General features: G+C 57.1%; 11 protein-coding genes and 2 pseudogenes. 8 read left to right on the forward strand and 5 right to left on the reverse strand.

Annotated features, from left to right (window positions below; genetic code table 11):
- Positions 1–3 precede the first annotated feature (3 nt).
- Positions 4–2,310, reverse strand: a complete 2,307-nt coding sequence (locus tag ATC00_RS19845) for a type VI secretion system Vgr family protein (RefSeq protein ID WP_064254066.1) — start codon at positions 2,308–2,310, stop codon at positions 4–6.
- 388 nt (positions 2,311–2,698) lie between these two features.
- Between ATC00_RS19845 and ATC00_RS19850 the strand changes: the two genes are divergently transcribed.
- Both ATC00_RS19850 and ATC00_RS19855 read left to right on the forward strand, forming a co-directional pair.
- Positions 2,699–4,837, forward strand: coding sequence for a caspase family protein (locus ATC00_RS19850; RefSeq protein WP_064254067.1), 2,139 nt, complete (start codon positions 2,699–2,701; stop codon positions 4,835–4,837).
- A 39-nt stretch (positions 4,838–4,876) separates the two neighbouring features.
- Entirely contained in the window at positions 4,877–5,401 is a 525-nt protein-coding gene (locus ATC00_RS19855) for a hypothetical protein (RefSeq protein WP_064254068.1), read from the forward strand.
- Here the strand turns inward: ATC00_RS19855 and ATC00_RS19860 are convergent.
- The 4 genes from ATC00_RS19860 to ATC00_RS19875 form a co-directional block, all read right to left on the reverse strand.
- On the reverse strand, positions 5,352–7,613 hold the full coding sequence (locus tag ATC00_RS19860; RefSeq protein ID WP_064254069.1) for a glycosyltransferase: 2,262 nt from the start codon (positions 7,611–7,613) through the stop codon (positions 5,352–5,354). The two genes, ATC00_RS19855 and ATC00_RS19860, sit on opposite strands and share 50 nt — an antisense overlap.
- 1,388 nt (positions 7,614–9,001) lie before the next feature.
- Positions 9,002–10,816, reverse strand: a complete 1,815-nt coding sequence (locus tag ATC00_RS19865) for a coiled-coil domain-containing protein (RefSeq protein WP_064254070.1) — start codon at positions 10,814–10,816, stop codon at positions 9,002–9,004.
- Positions 10,817–10,907: 91 nt separating this feature from the next.
- Complete coding sequence (locus ATC00_RS19870) at positions 10,908–11,468, reverse strand: hypothetical protein (RefSeq protein WP_082912443.1); 561 nt, start codon at positions 11,466–11,468, stop codon at positions 10,908–10,910.
- A complete protein-coding gene (locus tag ATC00_RS19875; protein ID WP_161951931.1) occupies positions 11,465–12,649 on the reverse strand; it encodes a dsDNA nuclease domain-containing protein in 1,185 nt (394 codons plus the stop codon). Before ATC00_RS19875 ends, ATC00_RS19870 begins: the two co-directional genes overlap by 4 nt.
- Positions 12,650–13,284: 635 nt before the next feature.
- On the opposite strand from ATC00_RS19875, the gene ATC00_RS19880 reads away from it, so the two are divergent.
- From ATC00_RS19880 to ATC00_RS19900, 6 genes and pseudogenes are all read left to right on the forward strand, one after another.
- Entirely contained in the window at positions 13,285–14,130 is an 846-nt protein-coding gene (locus ATC00_RS19880; protein ID WP_064254079.1) for a type IV toxin-antitoxin system AbiEi family antitoxin domain-containing protein, read from the forward strand.
- Between the two features lie 7 nt (positions 14,131–14,137).
- Positions 14,138–14,341 (forward strand): annotated as a pseudogene (locus tag ATC00_RS33850) (nucleotidyl transferase AbiEii/AbiGii toxin family protein); the annotation flags it as partial.
- 94 nt (positions 14,342–14,435) lie between these two features.
- Entirely contained in the window at positions 14,436–15,062 is a 627-nt protein-coding gene (locus ATC00_RS19885; RefSeq protein ID WP_268801738.1) for a nucleotidyl transferase AbiEii/AbiGii toxin family protein, read from the forward strand.
- 3 nt (positions 15,063–15,065) lie between these two features.
- Positions 15,066–16,226 carry a HEPN/Toprim-associated domain-containing protein gene (locus tag ATC00_RS19890; protein WP_082912445.1) on the forward strand — a complete coding sequence of 387 codons (1,161 nt, stop codon included), beginning with the start codon at positions 15,066–15,068 and terminating at the stop codon, positions 16,224–16,226.
- A 379-nt stretch (positions 16,227–16,605) separates the two neighbouring features.
- A complete protein-coding gene (locus ATC00_RS19895) occupies positions 16,606–18,039 on the forward strand; it encodes a hypothetical protein (RefSeq protein ID WP_064254072.1) in 1,434 nt (477 codons plus the stop codon).
- A 90-nt stretch (positions 18,040–18,129) separates the two neighbouring features.
- Positions 18,130–21,080, forward strand: a pseudogene (locus ATC00_RS19900) (TrlF family AAA-like ATPase).
- The last annotated feature ends 7 nt before the right edge of the window (positions 21,081–21,087 follow it).

A 21,087-nucleotide genomic window follows, 5' to 3' on the forward strand; every position in this document is an offset into this window, starting at 1 on the left:
CCCCTAGTTCTGATTGATCTTGCTGCCCTTCCAAGTGACCTCGCCCGAAGCCTTGCCGACAAACTTGCCATTTGCGTTGACCGAAACATCCTTGCCTTCGATCGTAATCGTGCCGTCCTTTTTCATTACGATCATTGCCGAGCCAGTCTTGATGGTGATTGCTTCGCCTGCCTCGATCACCAGCTTCTTCCCGACGTTCACACCACCATCCTGGCCAATTTCGACCAGGCTGCTCTTGGCAACCTTCACCGATCTCGCTCCGCCGATCTGCGTTGAATCGTCCGCAGCGATTCTCGCGCTGCGGCCCTTGCCGATCTCGCTCATCTGTCCGCCGCCGATCTGGACGCTCTGGTCGCTGCCAATTTCCCAGCTGTCAGACGCACCGATGTCATGGCTTTGGCTGCTGCCCACACTCACCGACCGCGTCGCGCCGATGGTGTTCATCTGTGCCGTCCCGACCGACCTGGTTTCCGTCGCACCGACCGAGTCGACGCGAGACGCCCCCACTGTCACCGTCTGGACGATGCCGATGGTCTGGGTGTGGTTGGAGCCGATCGTCTCGGTGGAATTCGAGCCGATGCTGATCGTTTCATCAACGCCCACGGTGAGCGAGCGATTGAGCCCGACCGTCTCGGTATCGTTGGAGCCGATATTGACCGTGCGGTCCACGCCCACCTTGGTCGTCTTGTTGTTGCCGACATCCTCGTCGAGGTTCACGCCAACAGAATGCTTGGCATTGTTATCAATGCGGTCCGATTGGTCGTGCTGGACCAGCTTGCTGCGGTCATTCTTGATCAGCAGGTTGTTGTCCTTCTGCGCCTGAAAATAGACTTCCTCCGATCCCGCCTTGTCCTCAAAGCGCAATTCGTTCCAGCCTCCTCCGCCGGGTGAGGAATTCGTCTTCAGCCCCGATTGAGTGGCATTTCCCGGAAGCTCGTAGGGAGGCATTTCCTTCCCGTTATAAACCCTGCCGGTGATGATCGGCCGGTCGGGGTCACCTTCAAGGAAGTCGATGATCACCTCCTGGCCGATGCGTGGGATCTGAATGAACCCCCAGCCCGCGCCTGCCCAAGTCTGCGAGACCCGCACGAAGCAGGAACTGTTCTGGTCTTTCTTGCCAAGTCGGTCCCAGTGGAACTGCACCTTCACGCGAGCGTATTTGTCCGTGAAGATTTCCTCGCCCTTCGGGCCGACGACTGTCGCTGTCTGCGGGCCACGCATGATCGGCCGAGGCGTGATGCGCGGCGGCCGGTAAGTCAGCGACGTGGGCGCGACCTTCAGGCTGGCGCGGAAGGTCTCCTCTTCCGCATAGGCGGCGGGCCGGTAGCCTGGGTCAAAAAGGCGGTACTCGGCGCGAAGCACGAGATATTCCGCGTTTTGATCCTTGCGAGGGAAGTCTTCGAGCTTGAACGTGCATCCCGAAGCGAGCCCGCGCACAGTGCCGGCGGCTGCGATCCGCCTGTGCGCAGCCTGGATTTCCTCGCGCCTTACGACGGCAACGGAATCGCCGCGACCGACGGTCAGGTGCGCGCCGGGATGACGGTAGTACTCTCCCTGTGATTCCGAATGACTGAAGGGCTGCGCCGATTGCGCCATCAGATCGGCGGCGGGCTTAGTGAAATCGTAGTCCGTGTGGGCATAGATACCCGGGTGGACGGAGGTTGTCGCCACCCATTCGGTGATATATTCCAGGTCCCGTCGCACCGGTTCGCCTTCCGCGCGGAACTTGACCGTCGCATAACCGGGCGCAGGCTTCAGCTTGTTCATGGCATCGGCAAGGATAAGGGTGTGTTCGCCGTCGCCATACTCGAAGAAATACATGATGCCTTCGTGCTCGAGCAGGCGTTGCACGAAGTCCAGGTCGTTTTCATCATACTGAACACAGTATTCCCGCGCCTCGTAGGAACCCTGCAACCGTTTTTCGAACTTGGCCGGCTTGTATTTAGAGAAGATCTCCTCGGCGATTTCCGGAACACTCATGTTCTGGAAGATACGACAATCGGTTGTGTTACCCAACAGCCAGAGCCACGGCCGCACCTCGGCTTCGTAGTATGCGAATCCTTCTTGTATGCGGATCAGGCGAAAATCCGTAATGAGCCCGCTGAACCAGCGTTTGGGATCCTGAGACTCACCCTCCACCGAGATTGGCTTTCCGAGGAGCTTTAGTGGGTCGACGTTCTCGTCGGAACTGACAAATCCCACGGTGAATGCAAAGCAGCGGCTGATTTCGTCATGGCCGATGAGATGCGTGAAGGTCAGCGTCCCGGGGTCTAGTGGCGTCCGGACGATTGTCTTGCGGTCTTCGGCCATGCGGAGAGTGCCCCCTGTCTCGTGACGCCGGCAGTCTTCGACAATCAACCTACCATAAAGACCAGTCGCCTCGAAAGACGCATGTCCTTGCACCGCTCTATACTCCCAGTTTGAAGTATCGACCTCGAATCTTCCACTCAAAAATTGCAGGTGGAGTCATTTCTGTTCGACTTGGTTACTCTCTAGGACAGAGCCTGAGCGGCGAAACCTGGCTGATTCACGCTGGCGCACCGAGATCCGGCCAGAAAATGAGCGGGGAACAACCTTTCACATTTGCAAACGACCCTGTTTTTTCCCGGCTGCGGAACTGCAAAATTTGCACTACTATGGCTATGCAAATATTCTCGCTAAGCAATCGAACGAAGCAGCAATTAGGCTGACGGCGCCAATGGCACAGAATATTTCTTCCTTTCGGCTGAAATGGACTTTCCTGCTTCCACTGGTGGCGCTTCTCTTAGCGGCGTTCTCATCGATGGCCTACGCGGAACGGCGAGCGGCTATCGTGGTTGGAAACGGCGAATACGAGTTTGCGCCTCTGGCAAATCCGAAAAACGACTCGAAGCTGATCGCCGCGACGCTGACGGAGCTTGGCTTCGATGTCCTACTTTTCTACGACGTCAAAAAAGCAGTCGTCGATGACCTCGAAAATGCAATCCGCACCCATCTTCTCGGCGCCGATATGGCTATCCTCTACTATGCGGGCCATGCGTTGCAGCACGAAGGGCGAAACCTGCTGCTGCCCGTCGATGTAAGAACGGGATCGCCGAAGGAGGTCATTGATGACGCCATCGCGCTCAATTCACTCATTGACATCGTGAAGGACGATCCGGTTGGCGTCAAACTGATCATCCTTGACGCCTGCCGCAACAATCCCCTCACCTCCCAAAAGGGACTGGAGGAGGGTCTGGCGAATATCGAGGCCGGCGCAGGCCAGGTTCTCATCGCCTTTGCCACAGGCGCCGGCGAAGTGGCTTATGACGGTACAGGCGTGAACAGCCCCTATTCTTCGGCGCTTGCGAATGCGCTTCAGCAGCCCGGACTCGACGTTTATGACACATTCAGAACAGTGCGCGGAGATGTGCGGCTCGCTACCAACGGATCGCAGATACCGTGGATCACTGGCTCGATTGAGACAAGGTTCGTCTTTCGCCCGGGCGACATCAAATCGGCACCGGAGGGCTCGGCTCGTAACGGGGAACTGACGCTCGATCGGGTGCTCTGGCACTTCATTCAGGACAGTCCCGACCCGACGGATTTCGAACGCTTCGTAAAGGCATTTCCAAAGAGCCAGCTTGCGGCGGAAGCGCTTGAACGAAGCAAACTCCAGATTGCTGCCTTGCATGAGCGTGGGCTATTTGTCACTGGCGCACTTGCTGCCACACCGATTTCCACCGAGGCGCCCTTGAGTGCGAAGACTGCAGCCGCTGGTGAGGAGTTTGTTTTTCAGCAAGCCGGCGAACGCGCCGTAAGTGAGACTTTTCGTGTCTGGCCGCGCGAAATGCCAGCCACGCAAAGCGGAATGAAAACGCTTGTCACGGATTGCGACCTCTACGCAGCCGATCCAAACGACCCGCAACGCGTTGTACCTGGTGTCACAAACGGGCTCGTCAATGTCCGCGATGGGCTGCGAGCCTGTGGTTTCGCGCTTGCTGCAAATCCCACAAATCCGCGCCTGCAGTACCAGTTTGGCCGGGTTCTGGAAATAGCCCGGCGCTATGAATGGGCCGAACACTTTTACGAGCTCGCCAGCGAACAACAATACAGCGCCGCACTCGTCAACCTCGGATATATGGCGCGCGTCGGGATGGGTCGTGAGGTGGATTTCAAGCGTGCCTTCGATCTGTACATGAAGGCGGCGTCTCTCGGAAATCTCAGGGCAAGGACGAATGTCGGATCAGCTTACATACGTGGCCAAGGAGTGCCGAAAATCCCCGAGGAAGGGATCCTCTGGTACAGGCTTGCAGCATCGAGTGGCTGGTCGAATGCAATCAACGCGCTGGGCGACAGCTTCCGCCGCGGCACGGGTGTGAAGAAGGATGATATCGAGGCGACAAAACTTTATTCTGCAGCCGCCGATGCCGGGCAGATCGACGCGATTAATAATCTCGGCCGTGCCTATGTCAGCGGCTTGGGCGTGCGAAAGGACGTCAAACGAGGACTGGATCTGATGCTCCGTGCGACGGAGATGGGCAACCAGTATGCGCCACTCTACGCAGGGCGCCTTCTCCTGAAGGGAGATGGCAAGGTGCCCCGCGATGCCAATCGCGCACTTTCGTTGTTTGAATTGTCAGCGCGCCGGGGCTTTGAGGACGCCTATCTCGAGCTCGCCAAAGGTTACGCGGAAGGTTCCTTTGCGCGTGGAAAGCCGGACATGCGGCGCGCATATTTCAATGCAACGCTGGCAACCCGCTTCAAGGTCGAAGGGGCGGATAAAACGAGGACAGCAGTTGGCGAGAAACTCGATGCCGCCGCACGAAAAGCGGTCGAGGAAGAGGTTGAACTATTTGTTCAGCAGAACGGGCTTTGAAATTGTATTTGTTATGACGTGGGTTTAGGAAGCACAGGAGTGGCAGTGCGCTGGATTATCGACAGAGCCGGCTCGTACTTTTCGTTGAGCAGGCCCAACAGAATTGTGAGCGCCAACGATTCTGTTGAGGAAGAGAGGAGCCTGAATTATCTCTTCCAGGACCCCACGCTCGAGGCAAATCCCAGAAGCTTGATCTCCGTCTTGGGCACAATGCCCGCCAATCTTGTCGAGATTCTTGACACGACGGTAAAAGCTTGCAGAGGCAACACCGAATTTCCAATTGTGGTACTGTCAGAATTGCGGGTGGATTTGATTGCTGCCCGTTCCGCTCCGTTGGAATTCCTTCCCACGCATCGGCACCTACCATCAGTGCCACCGGAAAACTATGGCCGATATATTCGCCAGCGCTGGGCACTGATCCTGGCGAAATGGGACATTTCCAACGAAATTGCACTGTCGTCGAGCATCGATGAGTTTCTTACCGATCAGATCGGCGAAAACATCGTCCAACAGCTCACGTGCGAGCAATCGAGGCATGCAAAGGGCGGTCAGCGCGAATACTAAAAACAAGCTGCTCGATCAACTTCGCGGCGATGGCAGCACCATTGACGAAACTCAAGCGCGCTGACCGCCGCCGGACCTCGGCCCGAAAGTTATCGGAAAGCGCCACGTCGAGGATTGTCTCTACGCGGTTCAACTCGGAGTATCGCAGACATAGGCCTAATCCCGCCGACTGGGCATAAACAGCGCGAAGATGCTGATCGTCCATTTCCGGCGCTTCATTAGGCACGAAAATCGAGGGGATTCCCCCAAAGACGCTTTCATGGAAGCTGTTGTATCCAGCGTTGGTCACCAGAAGATCGATCGCACTGAAACAGTCAGTCAGGGGATAAAGGCTTCTGCGTGGAACCACCGATCCACCATCGTCGGAAGGCCTGGCAAGGGGATTGAGGATCTGGACCGTTTGGATATCCCGTCTTGCCAATCGGGCGAGAAGGAGTTCGGGCAGGCCTGCAAAGTCGAAATTGCGCTGTGAGCCCAATTGTACTGCGACAGTGAAGCGGTCTGAATTGACGCCTAGTTTGGCGGCAGCTTCGCTCCGAGGCAAGCCCGCGCCCGGCTCCAAAAGAAGCAAAGGCGGAACGGTAACCGCACCAGGCAAATCGCGGGTCGGCCCGTGGTCCTCGTCATGGGCAAATTCGCCTGGCTCTATGACCATGTCGAACACGTCCTGGGAGTCCGGACTGAACTCATGATCAACGCGCCACAAGGCCCTACGTATCCAGATCCAGGACACATCACGACGGCTCTCAGCGACGGCAATTAATCCTGGAAATGGCCTATTGCCATCAAACACCACAGCTGAAACATCAAAGGCCTCCACGGCGCTCAGCAACTCTTGCGCGTACGCCCTGTTCCAGCTTTCGTCCGTAACCCCCATCGCGAGGCCGCAGGGGATATAGTCTACCGCGTGACCTCGCGCAAAGACCAGGGCGGCTCCGGCCGATCTCGTAAAGAAGATAGGATCCACGTCATCAGACAAACGCTCAGCGATAGCCATCAGACGCGTGATGTGTCCTAGCCCGACCCCGTTTGTGGCCACGAAAAGAACCCGTCGCCTCGGACCTATCCGCCGGGGGGGTAAACGGACCGGTCTGTCTTCTGCAGTATTTCTCTCTGAGTAAGGACTGCCCATAGCTTGACTGCGTTTCAGGACCGGAGCCGTTGGCAGTTCCAGATCATCGTAAAGGCGTGCCATCCTTTGCGGATACTGATCGATCGCAAATTTTCTCCGGACGAGTTCTCGCGCGGCATTTGATTGTTGGACATAAGCTGAAGGCGAACCGATGAATCGCTCGATGACGTTTCCCGTTTCCGCAACATTGCAATAGGCGGCGCCATCTTCGAAAAGGCTCTCAAATGAGGGATCAAGCACTGTCACCAGACCGCTGGCCATTGCTTCCGCGACACAAATGCCAAACGCCTCCACCCAATGCCTGCTGTGAAAATAGACGTAAAAATCCAGGCGCCTGAGAAAGTCGGGCACATCGTTTTCTGAGAAAGCAAGAATTTCCCAGTTCGAGCCTATCCAGTTCCGAAGCGCGTCGGGAACACCGCCCAGGACTTTAATGCTGAAATCATCCCGTTCCGGATAGGCTGCCCGCAAGTCATCCACACAATCAGGCCATTTCAGAGGGTTCTCCCTCGTGTGCCGTCCCAAATTAACGCGGTCTTTTGGAGCATCTCTCTGATGTTGGGGCCATTCGGCGAGGTCGACCATGTTCCATAAATCGTGCCGCAGAAGTGTGGGCCCTCTCGTGCCGAGTCCTTCGAACTGAGATCTGACTTTCGGACCGACAGGAGCAAAGGTGACCGGAACGCCGAAGAGGCGATCCAAAACACGCTCCACAACTGCGAGCTCATATTGCTGAATACGTTGACCGTCGAAAAGCGGATGATGAACCACACACACGACACGGCGAGGCCGTAAACGTACCGGCGAACGCGGCATTCGTTCAAAGACGGCAGGATGATGCGCCAGAAGAATGTCGCAGGTCGCCTCTTCCGATCCGGTCAGCCAAACAGTATTCGACTGGTCGATCACGGCCGCCAAGCGATTTTCGAAGACGCCAACGGGAGACTGCTGATGTCCTAGAAATGGCAGCAAACCACAGCTCAACCCCCAAAGTTTCGCTGCCTTTAATTCGGCTCTTAATGCGCTCGACGTCCCGCCATGAAATCGTGGGTCAGCAGCATGAACAACATCAAAGTGCATCAGCCAACCTAGAGGATGTTTCCAACTCCGAGAAAATCATGCGTCCCCCGTTTGCCGCTCGCAGCTCTCACGGAATTCGCAACCCGTGAGAACATCTTTGCCCAAGAGCTAGTAAGCTGTTCGTCCGGACCAGGCTCGCCGATACTTAACCGGCAAATTTCGTACGGCGACAGGTTGCTTTTGAACCGTTGTCTTCATCCTGCTCACGGCCGAGCCCGCGTAGCAACTGCGAGGATACCTCGCGAGGAAAGCCCTGTATGATTCGCGTGTATTGAGCCTTTGTGCACGGCTCCAGTCCGCAGATTCGGCGGCACTCGGAGGGGTGTTCTGACAGTTGCTTGCCTCGGGGGTCGGAGGTGCAGGAAACCGGAAGGATGGCACGCACGCCGTCAAAAAGACCGACAGGAGGACGGAAACACGTTTCAACAACACGAGACGTCTCCTTCCGATAATAGTAAATCTTACAGGTGCTAAAACTTGAAGATCGATAGTATAGAAAATGCATTCGGATAACAAGCGCCAAATCGTAAGTAATGCCACGATAGACGTCCTTACGTTGGCTGAGCATAGCGCAGATCAACCCCAGCTCGCTCCCTGACTCCGGCAAGGTTATCCCGCTCCGGGTATAAAGCGTCGCAATTCGAATTGTAGCAGTAAAGAATTCACCGGAAGTTCATGTTCCCACTCCACGTTCTGGACGCGATCGCTACGATTTATGCCTTGGAGTCCCGTTGGCGGCATTTTGCAGCTCATATCGTGCCACCCCAGAGTGCTGAAACGTCACACGCAAGTGTTGCTGGCCAACATAACTCGACTCTGCCGCCTAGCATATTGTGGCGAGCTCAATATCGAAGTGCGTTGCGAACCCCACGACGTGGTCTGGTACGGGCATACGAGAATCGCCGAAGCAGACCCCAGCCCGTGATCGTTGAAGAGACTAAGCGCGTTTAGGAATGGCGCGGAAATCTTTGTGATGAAGGCAGGCCTCCGACGGCGATTTCGATCTACACTGAGGTCCCAGCGCGGCTGGCAACTACTGGGCGAGCCGAACTCTTCGAAGCACGTTTCAGCCACGACGCGGAGCTCGAGCTCGAAGTTCCCGACGATACATTATGCGATCTTCGTGGCCCAGAGGGTGAACATGACAGCAACAAGGCTTGCAAGGCTCGTGGAAGCACAATCCTGTCCGGCGCGTAAGGCGCGTCCACGCTTTAGCTCTGCAAACGACAGCATTGCCCTTCCATTACAGCCGCACGAGCGACCTGGGCAGATTACCAAAAGCTGACACGGCCGTTGACGATATAGGTGCCTGAAATTCAGATCACGGATCACGCTACGGTTAGCCCACGTGAGGGCCGATATTGGTCAGATCTTCACGTTCACTATCCTCAGGCGACGTGGACCTTGGTCATGGCTTGAACATGGGCTCCTACCAGGCCAGTGAAGGCGGCGCCGGTGATAATCAACTGAGCGCCTTTGAATGCCTCGTCCTTAAGCAGATCGATGAAGGGCTGGACAATGAAATTCTCCTTGTCCCCGATGGACTCGCCGGAAAATTCGCCAGGTACGTCGATGATCGCCACTCCCGGATAGTGGGTCTGGGGACGCGGGCTGAGCGAAAGGAGGCCATAATTGTAGGCCATCAGGAAATAAAGGCTGTCGGTCCCACCTAGGGCGCCCTGCCACTTCTTTCGACCGATCCGGAAGGAGACGCCGGTTCGCGTCAGATCGACCTCGACCCGGCTATGTTTCCAAGTATGCTTCCGTTCACGATTCAGGGCCTCCAGATAAGCGTTCATGCCGTCCTCGAGCCACTGCGCAGCACCGTCGAAGTCGATTGCCCTGAAGGACTCGTCGACCCGTTCCGCAAGTGGCTCGATCTTGTCCTCTAGAGCCTTGACTTGGGAGGTTAGCGTCTTGCCTAGCTCTAGGGCAGCTGTCACGCGACCCATCTGCTTAGCGCGCTCCGCGGCTTGGCCGAGCTTGACGTCAATCGCGCTGACATCGGCCTGAGCGAGGGCGGCGACGGCTTGGCGTGCCGGGCCGAGCTCGACTTCGATCGCGCGCAAGGCCTCCTCAGTCGATCGCTTCTCCGACACCTGCTTTTCGACCTCGCGACGCAGGGCGTCCAGAAGATCATCTGCCTCCTTGAGTTCAGCCTTCAATCGGTCCTGCTCAAACCGAAGCCGCACCGCCCCAAGGCCTTCGATGTCGGGTTCATCCGGCAGGTGCTGGTGACATACGAAGCAGTGATCTGGGGCGTGGGCGGTCTTGAGCGCCTGATCGCAGGCGGGGCAATGAGTGACGCGCAAATCCGACAGGATCTCACCGGCGTCTGCCGCACGAGCCATCCGGTCGATCTCGTCGGAGAGGTCCTTTCGATATCTGAGAACCTCCTTGAGGCGTTCGTTCGCCGCCTCTAGCCTCTGATTGACGGCGGTCAGTGCCTCAAGAGCTTGCGCCCGGGCAAGACTGAGTGTTTCGATCCGAGATCGCCGGTCGTAGGGAATTGCCTTCGCGCTGGCCTCTTCGAGGACGCGAACGCGCTCTTCTTGAAGTTTATCGATTGCATCGCGCAGTCGCCGCTGGGCTCCGAGAATAGTCATCTCGTTGACGCCAAGGCTGACGTCGTCGGTATCGAGCAGATCGATTGCGAGATCGTTCAATGTTTGACTGTACTGATCGCGCCTAGCCTTCAAATTCATAGCTTCAAGACGCAGTTTCACCAACGTACCATAGTCCTCGCTGTAGACGCGGTCGGCCAGTCCCAGGAAAGACAGCAGGCCAGCATGGAACTCAGCGTCAGGCTGCTGATCAACAAGGCCACCCCAGAACCGCTGCTGGCGGTGTATGTGGCGAAGCAGGCTTCTGAAACTCAGTTCGGGCCAAGTCTGGCCAGACATGGGATTTCCCTTGGGAAAGTTCACCACAGGGATGCCGAGCTTGCTCATCAGCCAATGCTGGAAATCCCGAGCGAGCAAACCCTCGTCACCGACGAAGATCTTTCCCTTGGCGCCCGGTTCATTCCAGCGACGTTCGATGCGGAAGCTGTCTTCGCCTATCTGCAACCAAGCCCCGGCTGCATCGTACTTTTCAGCCAAGCCTTCCGAATCAGCGGATTCATAGGGATTAGAACCCGCATCACCGAAAAGGAAGTCCAGCGTTTGAAGCCATTTGGTCTTGCCCGTGTTGGGAGGTCCCACAAAAAGTTGACCCCCGGATGAAAAATTAGGGTCTCGACATTGCCGGTCGCCAAGCGTCGATCAAGGGAAGTGATGGAGAGGTAAGGGCGGCTCATGGAGTAATAACCTGACCAAGGGTGCGCTTGCCGACTTCCTGGTCGAAAAGGCGATAGATGAGATCCTTTAGGAAAGTGCCGGACTTGGAGCCGAACGCCTTCTTTACCTCCCGTTGGCGGGCAACGAGATCCTGGAAGGAGGGTTTTGCAGCGAGCGCCTTTGCCCTTTCCTTGCCCATAGGTGACAAGGCAATTTGGTAGGACTGCTTGTGCTTTGTGACAGCTATCAGCTGCTTTGCCTCAAGCACGCCGAGCACCTGATAGTACCGCTTGTCCCAAGGCCCATAGTGATGGCGAACCATGGAGGATTCCACGGCGTCGACTGTGGGAGCCGAAGTTGCGGTAGTGTTATCGATTGCTGCGCGAGCGGCTTCGAAAAAGTCCGGATACCTGGTGAAGAAGTCGAGCTTGGCCATCTTCGTGAGGCCGTCAATACGCCCCGAGGTTCCGCAGATGTGCATGAGGAGCAACAATCTTGCGGCATGAAATTCCAAGATATCGTCAGCCGCGAGCGGAAGGCTCGCAGGCCGGGCTCCCAGACGAACCAGCGACTTCACGAAACGCTCCTGTCGAAACGCAGCAAACACCGATCCGCAATGTCGTAGAGGCATCCTTTCAGGAATGCCGCATGGTCTTTAGTCCCGTTGGCTCGCGCCGCGTTAATTTTGTTCATCTCCGTCAAACAACGAGCATGGAACTGTGGGCCATTTAGATCTAGTAGCCCAGCAGCTAGATCTGCGCTCAGCGATTGAGTGGTAGATTTCACCTGCTCTTGCAACGCCTCTGAGAGATCGGGCTCCATATAGGTGGCGGTTCGAACCTTGGCTGCGTAGCTCAGTCGCAGTTCGACAGCCATGGCGATGAGCTCTTGAGGAAGTCTGGCGCCTCTCATCTTTTCGACAAGAGTTCCACCTGAAGCGGCATCTGCTGCATGTGCCAACCTTGCTAGACTTTGCCGCCACCAAGCAATCGCGTCCACGCGTGCAACAATTTTTTTTGACTTATCCGGTATCCATTTAGCATCGCCGGCCGCTTTGACCCAGCCTCGTAACTCTGTGAGAAGTACCTCGATCTGCTCCAGCAAAAGTGGTTGCCCTGCCTCTTCCGCGAGAGTGAAAAGGCGAAGCCTGTTGGCCTTCTTTACAGTATTCAAGTCATGGCGAACGTCCCAGAAACAACTCTCCAACCAGTAGCCGCAGTCATTTTCCTTAGCGGATCTTAGTCCTGGGAACTTGTCGTTCAGGGCCTTTTCCAAGGCCTTCATGGCATCGCATTTTGGATCTCGTCCTTCCAACCCGAAGGTATATGTAAGTGGCGCAAGATCGGACACGACCGGGCGGAGGGTCACAAGGCGAAAGGTAGCGATCTCTTCGTGTTCATCGCGCGCAAGGGAAGTCTCGAAGATCGACGTCCCCGCGGCATCCTTCTTCTTTCGTTGGCATATATCGGCAACAGACCAGAGCTTGTCGGGTTCACTGGCCTTCACCTGCACGAACTCGGCGGTTGCCTCAGCCCGGTCACCACCCTTGGAACGCACGAGAACAAGATCATCATGGGTTTCAAAGTGAATTTTGACCAAACCCGCATCCGCGATCATGTCGAGCATAAATCCGACAGCAATCTCGTCCTGATAGGAAAAACCCTGCCTTGCGATCGGTCCGCCTTGCTCTTTCGGCGAAACGTTGTCGATGGACGGCCAAATCTTCGGCACCAGGGCAATTGAATCGGCCTCAGACAAGGCACGTCCAATAATCACGAAAATCCTGCACAGCGCCCCCCAAGCTCTGCATTTCTATGGCTCAGAATACTCACCATGTGTCACGCTTTACAAGGGGTGATTGCACAACGCTGAAAATCACCTTGCGTTTGAGCGTTGGCTCACTAAACTTCATGACCAATCAGGACCAAAAACTGGTCATGGCGGCGGGCCAGATTCCGCTAACTGCCCCAATTGAGACGCTCGGATTCATACCGACCAAGACCGTTCCCGCTTCTAGGGCGTTCCGGTCAAAGGCGGCAACGCGAACTCTCCATCCGCCTGAGACAACTGGAAGCCGGCAAAATGCCGCTCAGTTCGGATGTCTCCGATCCTTCGCCTTGAGGGGAATCGAACCGCCGACTGTTCGATTTGCGACTACTCACCGCCAAGTTTTCAGACCACGCCTACTCGCCATGTGATCAAGCGCCAAGGGATGGCTGCCCGGATGGGTGAAGAGCCGACAGGGCTTCATCTATGCCGACAGACCGGTCTGCAGGGCGCCCACCTGACTTCTACTTTGAGACCAACGCATGCGGTCAAGCCTGAATTGACAAATTTGGCGCCCCGTAAAGTTGGAGTCGCACGAACTTTAACATTATGCCATAATGTCAAACATGAGTGGACAATCAGAGACAAAGCTAAAGCACCTCCTCCAGCAAGTCCCCCCTGGTTTCCTGGTGGATTCGGGGTGGATGGCTCGCCATGCCATCTCGCGGCAGTCCGTCTCGGGCTATGTCAAACAGGGCTGGCTCGAGCCGGTCATGTCGGGCGTGTACCGCCGCCCGTTTTCCTCGGACCCCAATCCAGAAGCCGTCGGAGGCTGGAAAATTCCCCTGCTCTCGGCCGTCTGGCTCATGCGGCATAAATTTCATGTCGGAGGAGCAAGTTCCCTCTCCTTGCGAGGACATGCTCATTACCTGTCGTTCGGCGGCGAATTCGCCCTCTATCTCTACGGATCCGATATCCCGGCATGGCTATCGAAGCTGCGGACGGACGCCGACGTGAAGACCAGGAGCAACGTCCTGTTCGGCGAAGGAGCGATCGGCGTCGAAAACGCGGATTTCGACCTTTCCAACGACGAGGATCCGGAGCTGGCACAAAGCCCATGGCGCTGGCCGATGCCGATGTCCTCACCCGAACGCGCGATCCTCGAAATGCTCGACGAGGTCCCAAAAGGAGAAAGCTTCCACAAGGTGGACGTGGCGTTCGAGAGCCTCGCCAATCTGCGCCCGAAACTGCTGACGACGCTCCTCACCCTATGCCGAAGCGTCAAAACCAAGCGCCTCTTCTTCGTGTTTGCCGACAAGCACAATCATGCCTGGCGCCGGCACATCGACATCTCCTCCGTCGATCTCGGCAAGGGTGACCGGGCGCTGACGCCGGGCGGCCGGCTGCACCCTATCTACCGCATCACAGTCCCGGCCGACTTGATGCCAAAGGAGACCCCGAATGGCCCGTGAACAATACATGCGCCAGGTCGACCTCCTGGTGCGGACCCTTCCTTTCATCGCCCGCCACGAGGCCTTCGCCCTGAAGGGCGGGACTGCGATCAACCTCTTCTATCGCGACATGCCGCGGCTCTCGGTCGATATCGATCTGACCTATCTGCCGATCGAGGACCGTGAAACGACGCTGAAAAACATCGACACGACACTGGAGCACATCCGTGAAGACTTGATCCGCAATCTGCGCGGTGTGAGCGTCCAGAGGATCGCCGGCGGCGGGAACAACGACACGCGCGTTCTCGTCCGGCAGGGAAATCAAGATCGAGACGTCACCCGTTGCGCGAGGAACGGTCCATCCGGCGGAACGCCGACGTGTGAGCGCGGCCGTCGAGGACGCATACGGGTTCGCCGAAATGCAGGTCGTCTCGTTCGAGGACCTGTTCGGCGGAAAGCTGCACGCGGCGGTGGACCGGCAGCATCCGCGAGACCTGTTCGATGTGAAGCTGCTCTATGAAAACGAGGAGTTGACCGACGCCCTGTTCCGGACTTTCCTGATCTATGTCGCCAGCTCCGGGCGCCCGCCGCACGAGCTGGTCAGGCCTTCGCTCGCAGACCTCGACGAAGCCTTCGTGAAGGAGTTCGAGGGGATGACGATCGAGCCCGTCGGCCTCGACGATCTGAAAGCAGCGAGGACCCGGATGACGGCGGATATCCTCGCAAAGCTCGACGACAAGGCGATGCGCTTCCTGCTGTCACTCCACGATGGCAAACCAGATTTCAAGGCAATCGGCCTGCCCCAGGCGGCGGAGCTGCCCGCCGTCCGCTGGAAGCTGCTCAACCTCGAAAAGCTGAAGGCTCAGAATCCAGAGAAGCATGCTGAGCAGCGGCGTGAGATCGAGGAGATCGTGTCACAGCCTCGCAAGGATTCCGGAGGGGAAAAGATCTAACCTATGGGTACTTCGATTGAACTGACGGTGAGTGGCGTCTCCCTCGCCTATGCCAAGAACAACATGGGGCACGATTTCGGTTACCTGTTTCAGAGCCAGGATTTGGCGCGTCGGCCATGCGACGGCATAGACTACGACTACTATGCCGCTCATCCTGAGGAGGAAGGCGAACTTGCGGAGAGCGAGCTCTCCTTCGTGCGCCCGCTGTCGCGCGTCGTTCCGAGGTTGCAGATCCTTGGCCAGAGCTTGGCAACCGCGAAATCGGAGTACGAGGCTCTCGCGGCTGAGTCAGCCAGCATTTCCGAGATGGACGGAGAGAGGGCGGAATACCTGACTTTTGCGGAATTCTGTGCTCTCGCCAACCAGTTCCCACTGACGAGCCTTGCGCAGGGGTATGTGGAGTACGAGACCGACGACCGCGACATCGTTTCGCAAGGGCGCTTTGCCGACCATGCTGAGAGATTTGCCCGTGTTCCCTGGACCGAGAACTCCGACTCATATTGGTCCGAGGCAAGCTACCTGTCGGCGAAAGTCTGCATCCTCAGCGCTGCTTCGATGCTCTTGATCTTCGCCCAGGATCCGCGGAATGCGGAGGCAGAGGTGATGTGGCAGTTCGGCAATATCGTGAGTGCGGGTTATGTCGAGCGAGAGGCCTTTGTCGCTGGCGCGGATCGAGGGCAGACGATCCTGGTCGCGACCGAAGGGGCTTCAGATGCTCGTATCCTGCGCCGCGCTCTCGAGCTCCTTCGGCCTGACGTTGCAGATTTCTTCCGCTTTATCGACGGCGACGAACGGCACAATTTCTGGGGCACCGGCAACCTGGTCCGGTTTGCCGAGGGGCTGGTCCGGATCGACATCCAGAACCAGGTCCTGTTCCTTCTCGACAACGATGCGGAGGGGATCGATGCGTACCGGAAGCTCAAGGAGTTAAGGATGCCGGCAAACCTGCGCAGCATGGTATTGCCTGATGTCGAAGAACTGAGGAGCATTCCGGCTCTCGGCCCAGAGGGGCTCAGCAACTGCGATATCAACGGCCGCGCTGCGGCGATCGAATGCTACCTCGACCTAAACTTGCCCGACTATCCGCCGGCGCAGGTGATCTGGAGCAATTTCAAGCGAGATAGGATTGTGGCACGGCGCCTTGGAGCACAAGGAATCCTATGACCGCCATTTCATGAAGCAGGACACCGCCGCGCTGACATCTGGCAAATACGACCTGTCCAAGCTCAATCAGGTGTTAGAGGCGTTGGTCGCTGAGGCGTCGCTGTTGAGTACGGCAGCCTCCTAATGGGGCTCGAAGGAGCGAGCCATGAGCCGGTTCTCCTTCCGATAGGGCTCGGAACAAGATCTGGTTCCATTTTCGAGATCATCCGGACTCGAGCCGACTACCGCAAGGCAAGCGCCGCCAATGAGACAAAAACAGGGGTTGGCTTGGTAGTTGGATGAATATCTTCGCGATTGCGCGCTCGCACTTGCACGTTATGCTAGATACAATCGCGGCATCTCCGCGTGACCATGCAGCGGAAAGTATTGAGCGAATATAATGAACAACTTCATCACTCCGATAGGCTCAGCTAGCCTTGTGGACCCGCAGGCACAACGACTAGTCGATTTTCTCCGGGACGTTGGTCTTCCCTATGAAAATATAATGGCTGACCCATCGGAGCGATCGATTATCGCGAGCAACCTTCCTGGATATCTTCAGTCGCTTCCAGCAGAGGTCAAACGCGACGCGCGCTATCTTTCTAAGTTTGTGATAGGGGCAGGCTCGGGTCTGTTCGACTATGCGCTCAATGCTATTTGGAATGAAGTCGTTGTAGACCTCCGGAAGAAGGCTTCGCTCTACGGTCTCGATATTTTCTTCGATGCTGCCGTAGGCGGTAGCAAAACGCGAGAATTCTACAGAACCGAGGACGACCTGGCCGCCCTCAAGGATGCTGTGCTCCTCGATACATGCCGCAAGTTGGAACTGATCTCCGACACGACCTATAAGAAGCTCAAGCACATTCTGGATATGCGGAACGATATCGGCATATCTCACCCAAACAGCTACAACATCAACGCATTCGAGCTATTGGGCTGGCTGCAAACCTGCGTACAGGACGTGCTACATGATCGTCCAACCGAAGCAGCACTCCAGGTGCAAGCCTTCATCACCAATCTGAAAGGACATTCTGCCCCGCTTGATCAAGCCGCGAGGCAGAACATCGAGCGGCGCTTTACAGAGCTGCCTAGCCACTTGTGTGGAAATTTGCTTCGGACGGTGTTTGGTATCTACGTCGCTCCTGACACCGATCAAGGTGTACGGAAGAACATAGCCGTCCTGGCTCCCGCGCTCTGGAATACGTGCCCGGACGAGCCGCGTTATCGGCTGGGAATCGTTCTTGAGGGCTACAACACCAATCTGTACAGGGACAAATATACCCTTGGAGAGCAATTCTTTGGCCTTGTCGGCGGTAATGCGTACCGTTCGGCGTCGGAGCGCCTCGTTATTGTCGACACGCTAATCGCGGAACTGTCGGATAAGCACAATGGTTGGGACAACTTCCATCACGAGGCGCCCGTAGCTGCTAATCTCTGGTCGTATGTCCCCGATCAGAGTTCTATTTTCGACAATCTGGCCGAACGCCTATTTAAGACCGTCCTGTTGTGCCGGATCGGAAGAGGCGTTTCCTACAACAACGGTGTCTCCCCCGGAGGTAGGCCATACTACGACAAGATTCTGAGCCTGGGCGGCGACAAGTTCGCCCCGCACATCATGGCAGCTTTCGGCCATTATGAGATTGCAGGTCAGTTGGGACGGGTAGTGTGCCGCACTCAAGCCAAACAGGCATTGGAAGCTGCTCGCACGAACGTCATCAATCAGCGCCTGATCGAGTGCCTAAGCTACCTCATCAACAACATAGAGGCGAACCCCAGCTGCGCGACCAGCACGGAGTTCAAACGCTTGTCTGCAGATTATATCCGCTGGAATTGAGAACGGGCATGAGGGATTTCGGCCGCCACGAGAACTCCTGGCGGCCGTGAAGGGTGCCGCACTCGGTGGATGGTTGAAGGGGGAGCAAGGATGGCACAGATCTCGCGAGGATCGGAATGGCATAGATGGGAGCCGCATATCCACGCTCCCGGCACGGTCCTCGAAAACCAATTCCCTGTCGATGGCTGGGTACAGTATCTGACGGCGTTAGAAGCCGTGACGCCGAAGCTCAGGGCGATCGGTATTACCGACTATTGCGTCACCCGATCTTACGAGCGCGCCAAGTCGTACAAGGAAGGCGGTCGACTGCCAGACTGCAATCTATTGTTTCCAAACATCGAGCTGCGGCTAAACACCGGCACAATAAAAGGAAACTTCGTCAACATCCACCTTCTGGTGTGCCCTGACGATCCGAACCACGTTGGCGAACTCAACCGCTTCCTTGCTCAACTTGTGTTTGGAGCATTCAACGACAAGTTTGCTTGCACGCCTTCCGACCTTATCCGACTCGGCCGACGTGCTGATCCATCCAAGACCGATGACGACGACGCGCTCCGACATGGCTGCACCCAGTTCAAGGTATCGCTCGACAACCTCATAGATGCCCACCGCGACATAGAATGGGCTGGGGAAAACATCCCTATTGCCGTGTCGGGAAATGCCGACGGAACATCCGGCGTCAAGGAAGCGGCAGACGCCACACTCCGCGAAGAGATCGAGAAGGCTGCTCACGCCATCTTTGCCAGCAGCCTAAAACAAAGGGACTTCTGGCTCGGCCATGGCAAGGCAACCGTCAATGAGCTTCGCGAGCGCTACGCTGGTTGCAAACCTTGCATCTGGGGATCGGATGCTCACGATCTCTCTCGAGTTGCGAACCCCGCGGAAGACCGATTCTGTTGGATCAAGGGCTTGCCAACTTTCGATGCCTTGAGGCAGGCCTGCCTCGATCCCGAACGTGCCTATGTAGCCCCTGAGCCCCCTCATGGGCCGCGCCATCCCAGATTATCGATGAGGTGACGATTTCCGAAGCGCCTTGGGCCAAGACACCCAAGCTGAAACTCAATCCGGGCCTGGTCGCGGTCATCGGCGCCCGTGGGTCCGGAAAAACCGCCCTCGCGGATATCATCGCAGCCGGTTGCGACTCGTATGAGCCATCGGAGGAGCGCCCATCCTTTCTCGGGCGGGCCGCCGAGCACCTCGCTGGCGCAAGTGTGATGCTGGAGTGGAGAAGTGGCGAACCCACGACTGCTTCGCTCGATTCGCCGGTGAACTGGTCCTCCGAGGCCTATCCGCGGGCACGCTACCTTTCGCAGCAGTTCGTTGAAACGCTCTGTTCGATCGAGGGCATGCCAACCCTCATCAAAGAGATCGAACGGGTTATCTTCGAGGCGCATCCTTCGATCGACCGCGACGGCGCGGTCAATTTCGAGGAATTGCTCGAGTTGCGGGCGCAGGAGTACTGCGACACCCGCAAGCGTGAGGAGGCAGCTCTGGCCTCGATTTCGGAGCAGATCGGCGCCGAGATCGAGAAGACACGGCAGATCGCTTCGCTGAAGTCGCAGATCGAGGAAAAGAAGAAGCTGGTCGCGCGATACCAGGGTGATCGCAAGAACCTTCTACCGAAGGGTCCGAACAAGACGGCTGAGCGGCTGCAAGAGATCGTTGTGGCTGCGGAAACGGTTCGTGGATACATCCGCTACTACGCCAACCAGCAAGTCGCCATCGTTGGCGTCAGGAACGAGGTCCAGGATCTCAGGCAGAATCGGGCTCCCGACGTGCTGCGGTCCATGCAGGAGCGTCACCAACGCTCCGGCCTCGAGGATGACGATTGGAAGCGTTTCCTCCTGACCTATTCGGGCGATGTCGATGAATCGGTGACGAAGAAGGCTACCGAGGCGCAGCGCGGAATGACGTCATGGCGGGGTACCCCGCCGACGGCGCCAGTCGATGACAGCGGGTCGTATCTCCGCGACACAGATAAACCGGCCAAGATGCCGCTCGCAGTCCTCGAGGCCGAAATTGATCGCCTCGAAAAGCTGGTCGCGGCGGACAAGGAGACCGCCAACAAGCTTTCGGCGGTGACGAAACGCATTGCCGAGGAAAACACGGCGCTCGATCTGCTGACCGAGAAGCTCAAGGACCACGAGGGGGCTCGTGAGAGAGCAGACGCGCTGGTTGCCGACCGCGAGCAAGGATATGTGCGGGTTTTCGAGGCAGTCGTTTCGGAGGAACGCATTCTCAACGAGCTTTACGCACCGCTGATGGAGCGCCTGCAGGTTGCAGGAGGCACCTTGGCGAAGTTGTCTTTCTCCGTGACACGCGTAGCGAACGTCCGGGCGTGGGCGACACGCGGTGAGAATGATTTGTTCGATCTGCGTGGTGGTCCCTTCAAGGGCATTGGCTCGCTCGAACGGGAAGCCAATGCGATGCTCGCAAACGCATGGACGACTGGGGACGCAGCGGCTGTATCCAAGGCGATGCAAGCCTTCCGCGACAAGCATCAGGAGGCTCTCCTCGACAAGGCGCCATTCCCGAGGTCCGACCAGGCGAACTATCGCCCGTGGTCGCTTCGCTTCGCGCAGTGGCTTTACAGCACCGACCATATCTCGATCGAGTATGGGATTCGCTATGATGGCATCGATATCCGGAAGCTTTCGCCCGGAACCCGAGGCATCGTACTCGTCCTGCTGTACTTGGCGCTCGACGATGCGGATGACCGGCCGCTCATTATTGATCAACCAGAGGAAAATCTCGACCCGAAATCGATCTACGATGAACTCGTGCCCTTATTCCTGGCAGCAAAGCGCAAGCGACAGGTGATTATGGTTACGCACAACGCGAACCTCGTCATCAACACCGACGCTGATCAGATCATCGTCGCTGAGGTGGGCGCACACACCGAGGGCCTGCCTCCAATCACCTATAGCGCTGGCGGCCTCGAAGAGGTCAGCGTTCGTAAGATCGCCTGCGACATTCTGGAGGGCGGAGAACTTGCTTTCAAGGACCGGGCTCGCCGCCTGCGGATAGCGCTCGCGCGCTAGTCGGCCC

Source organism: Sinorhizobium americanum (assembly GCF_001651855.1).
Classification (GTDB): Bacteria; Pseudomonadota; Alphaproteobacteria; order Rhizobiales; family Rhizobiaceae; genus Sinorhizobium; species Sinorhizobium americanum.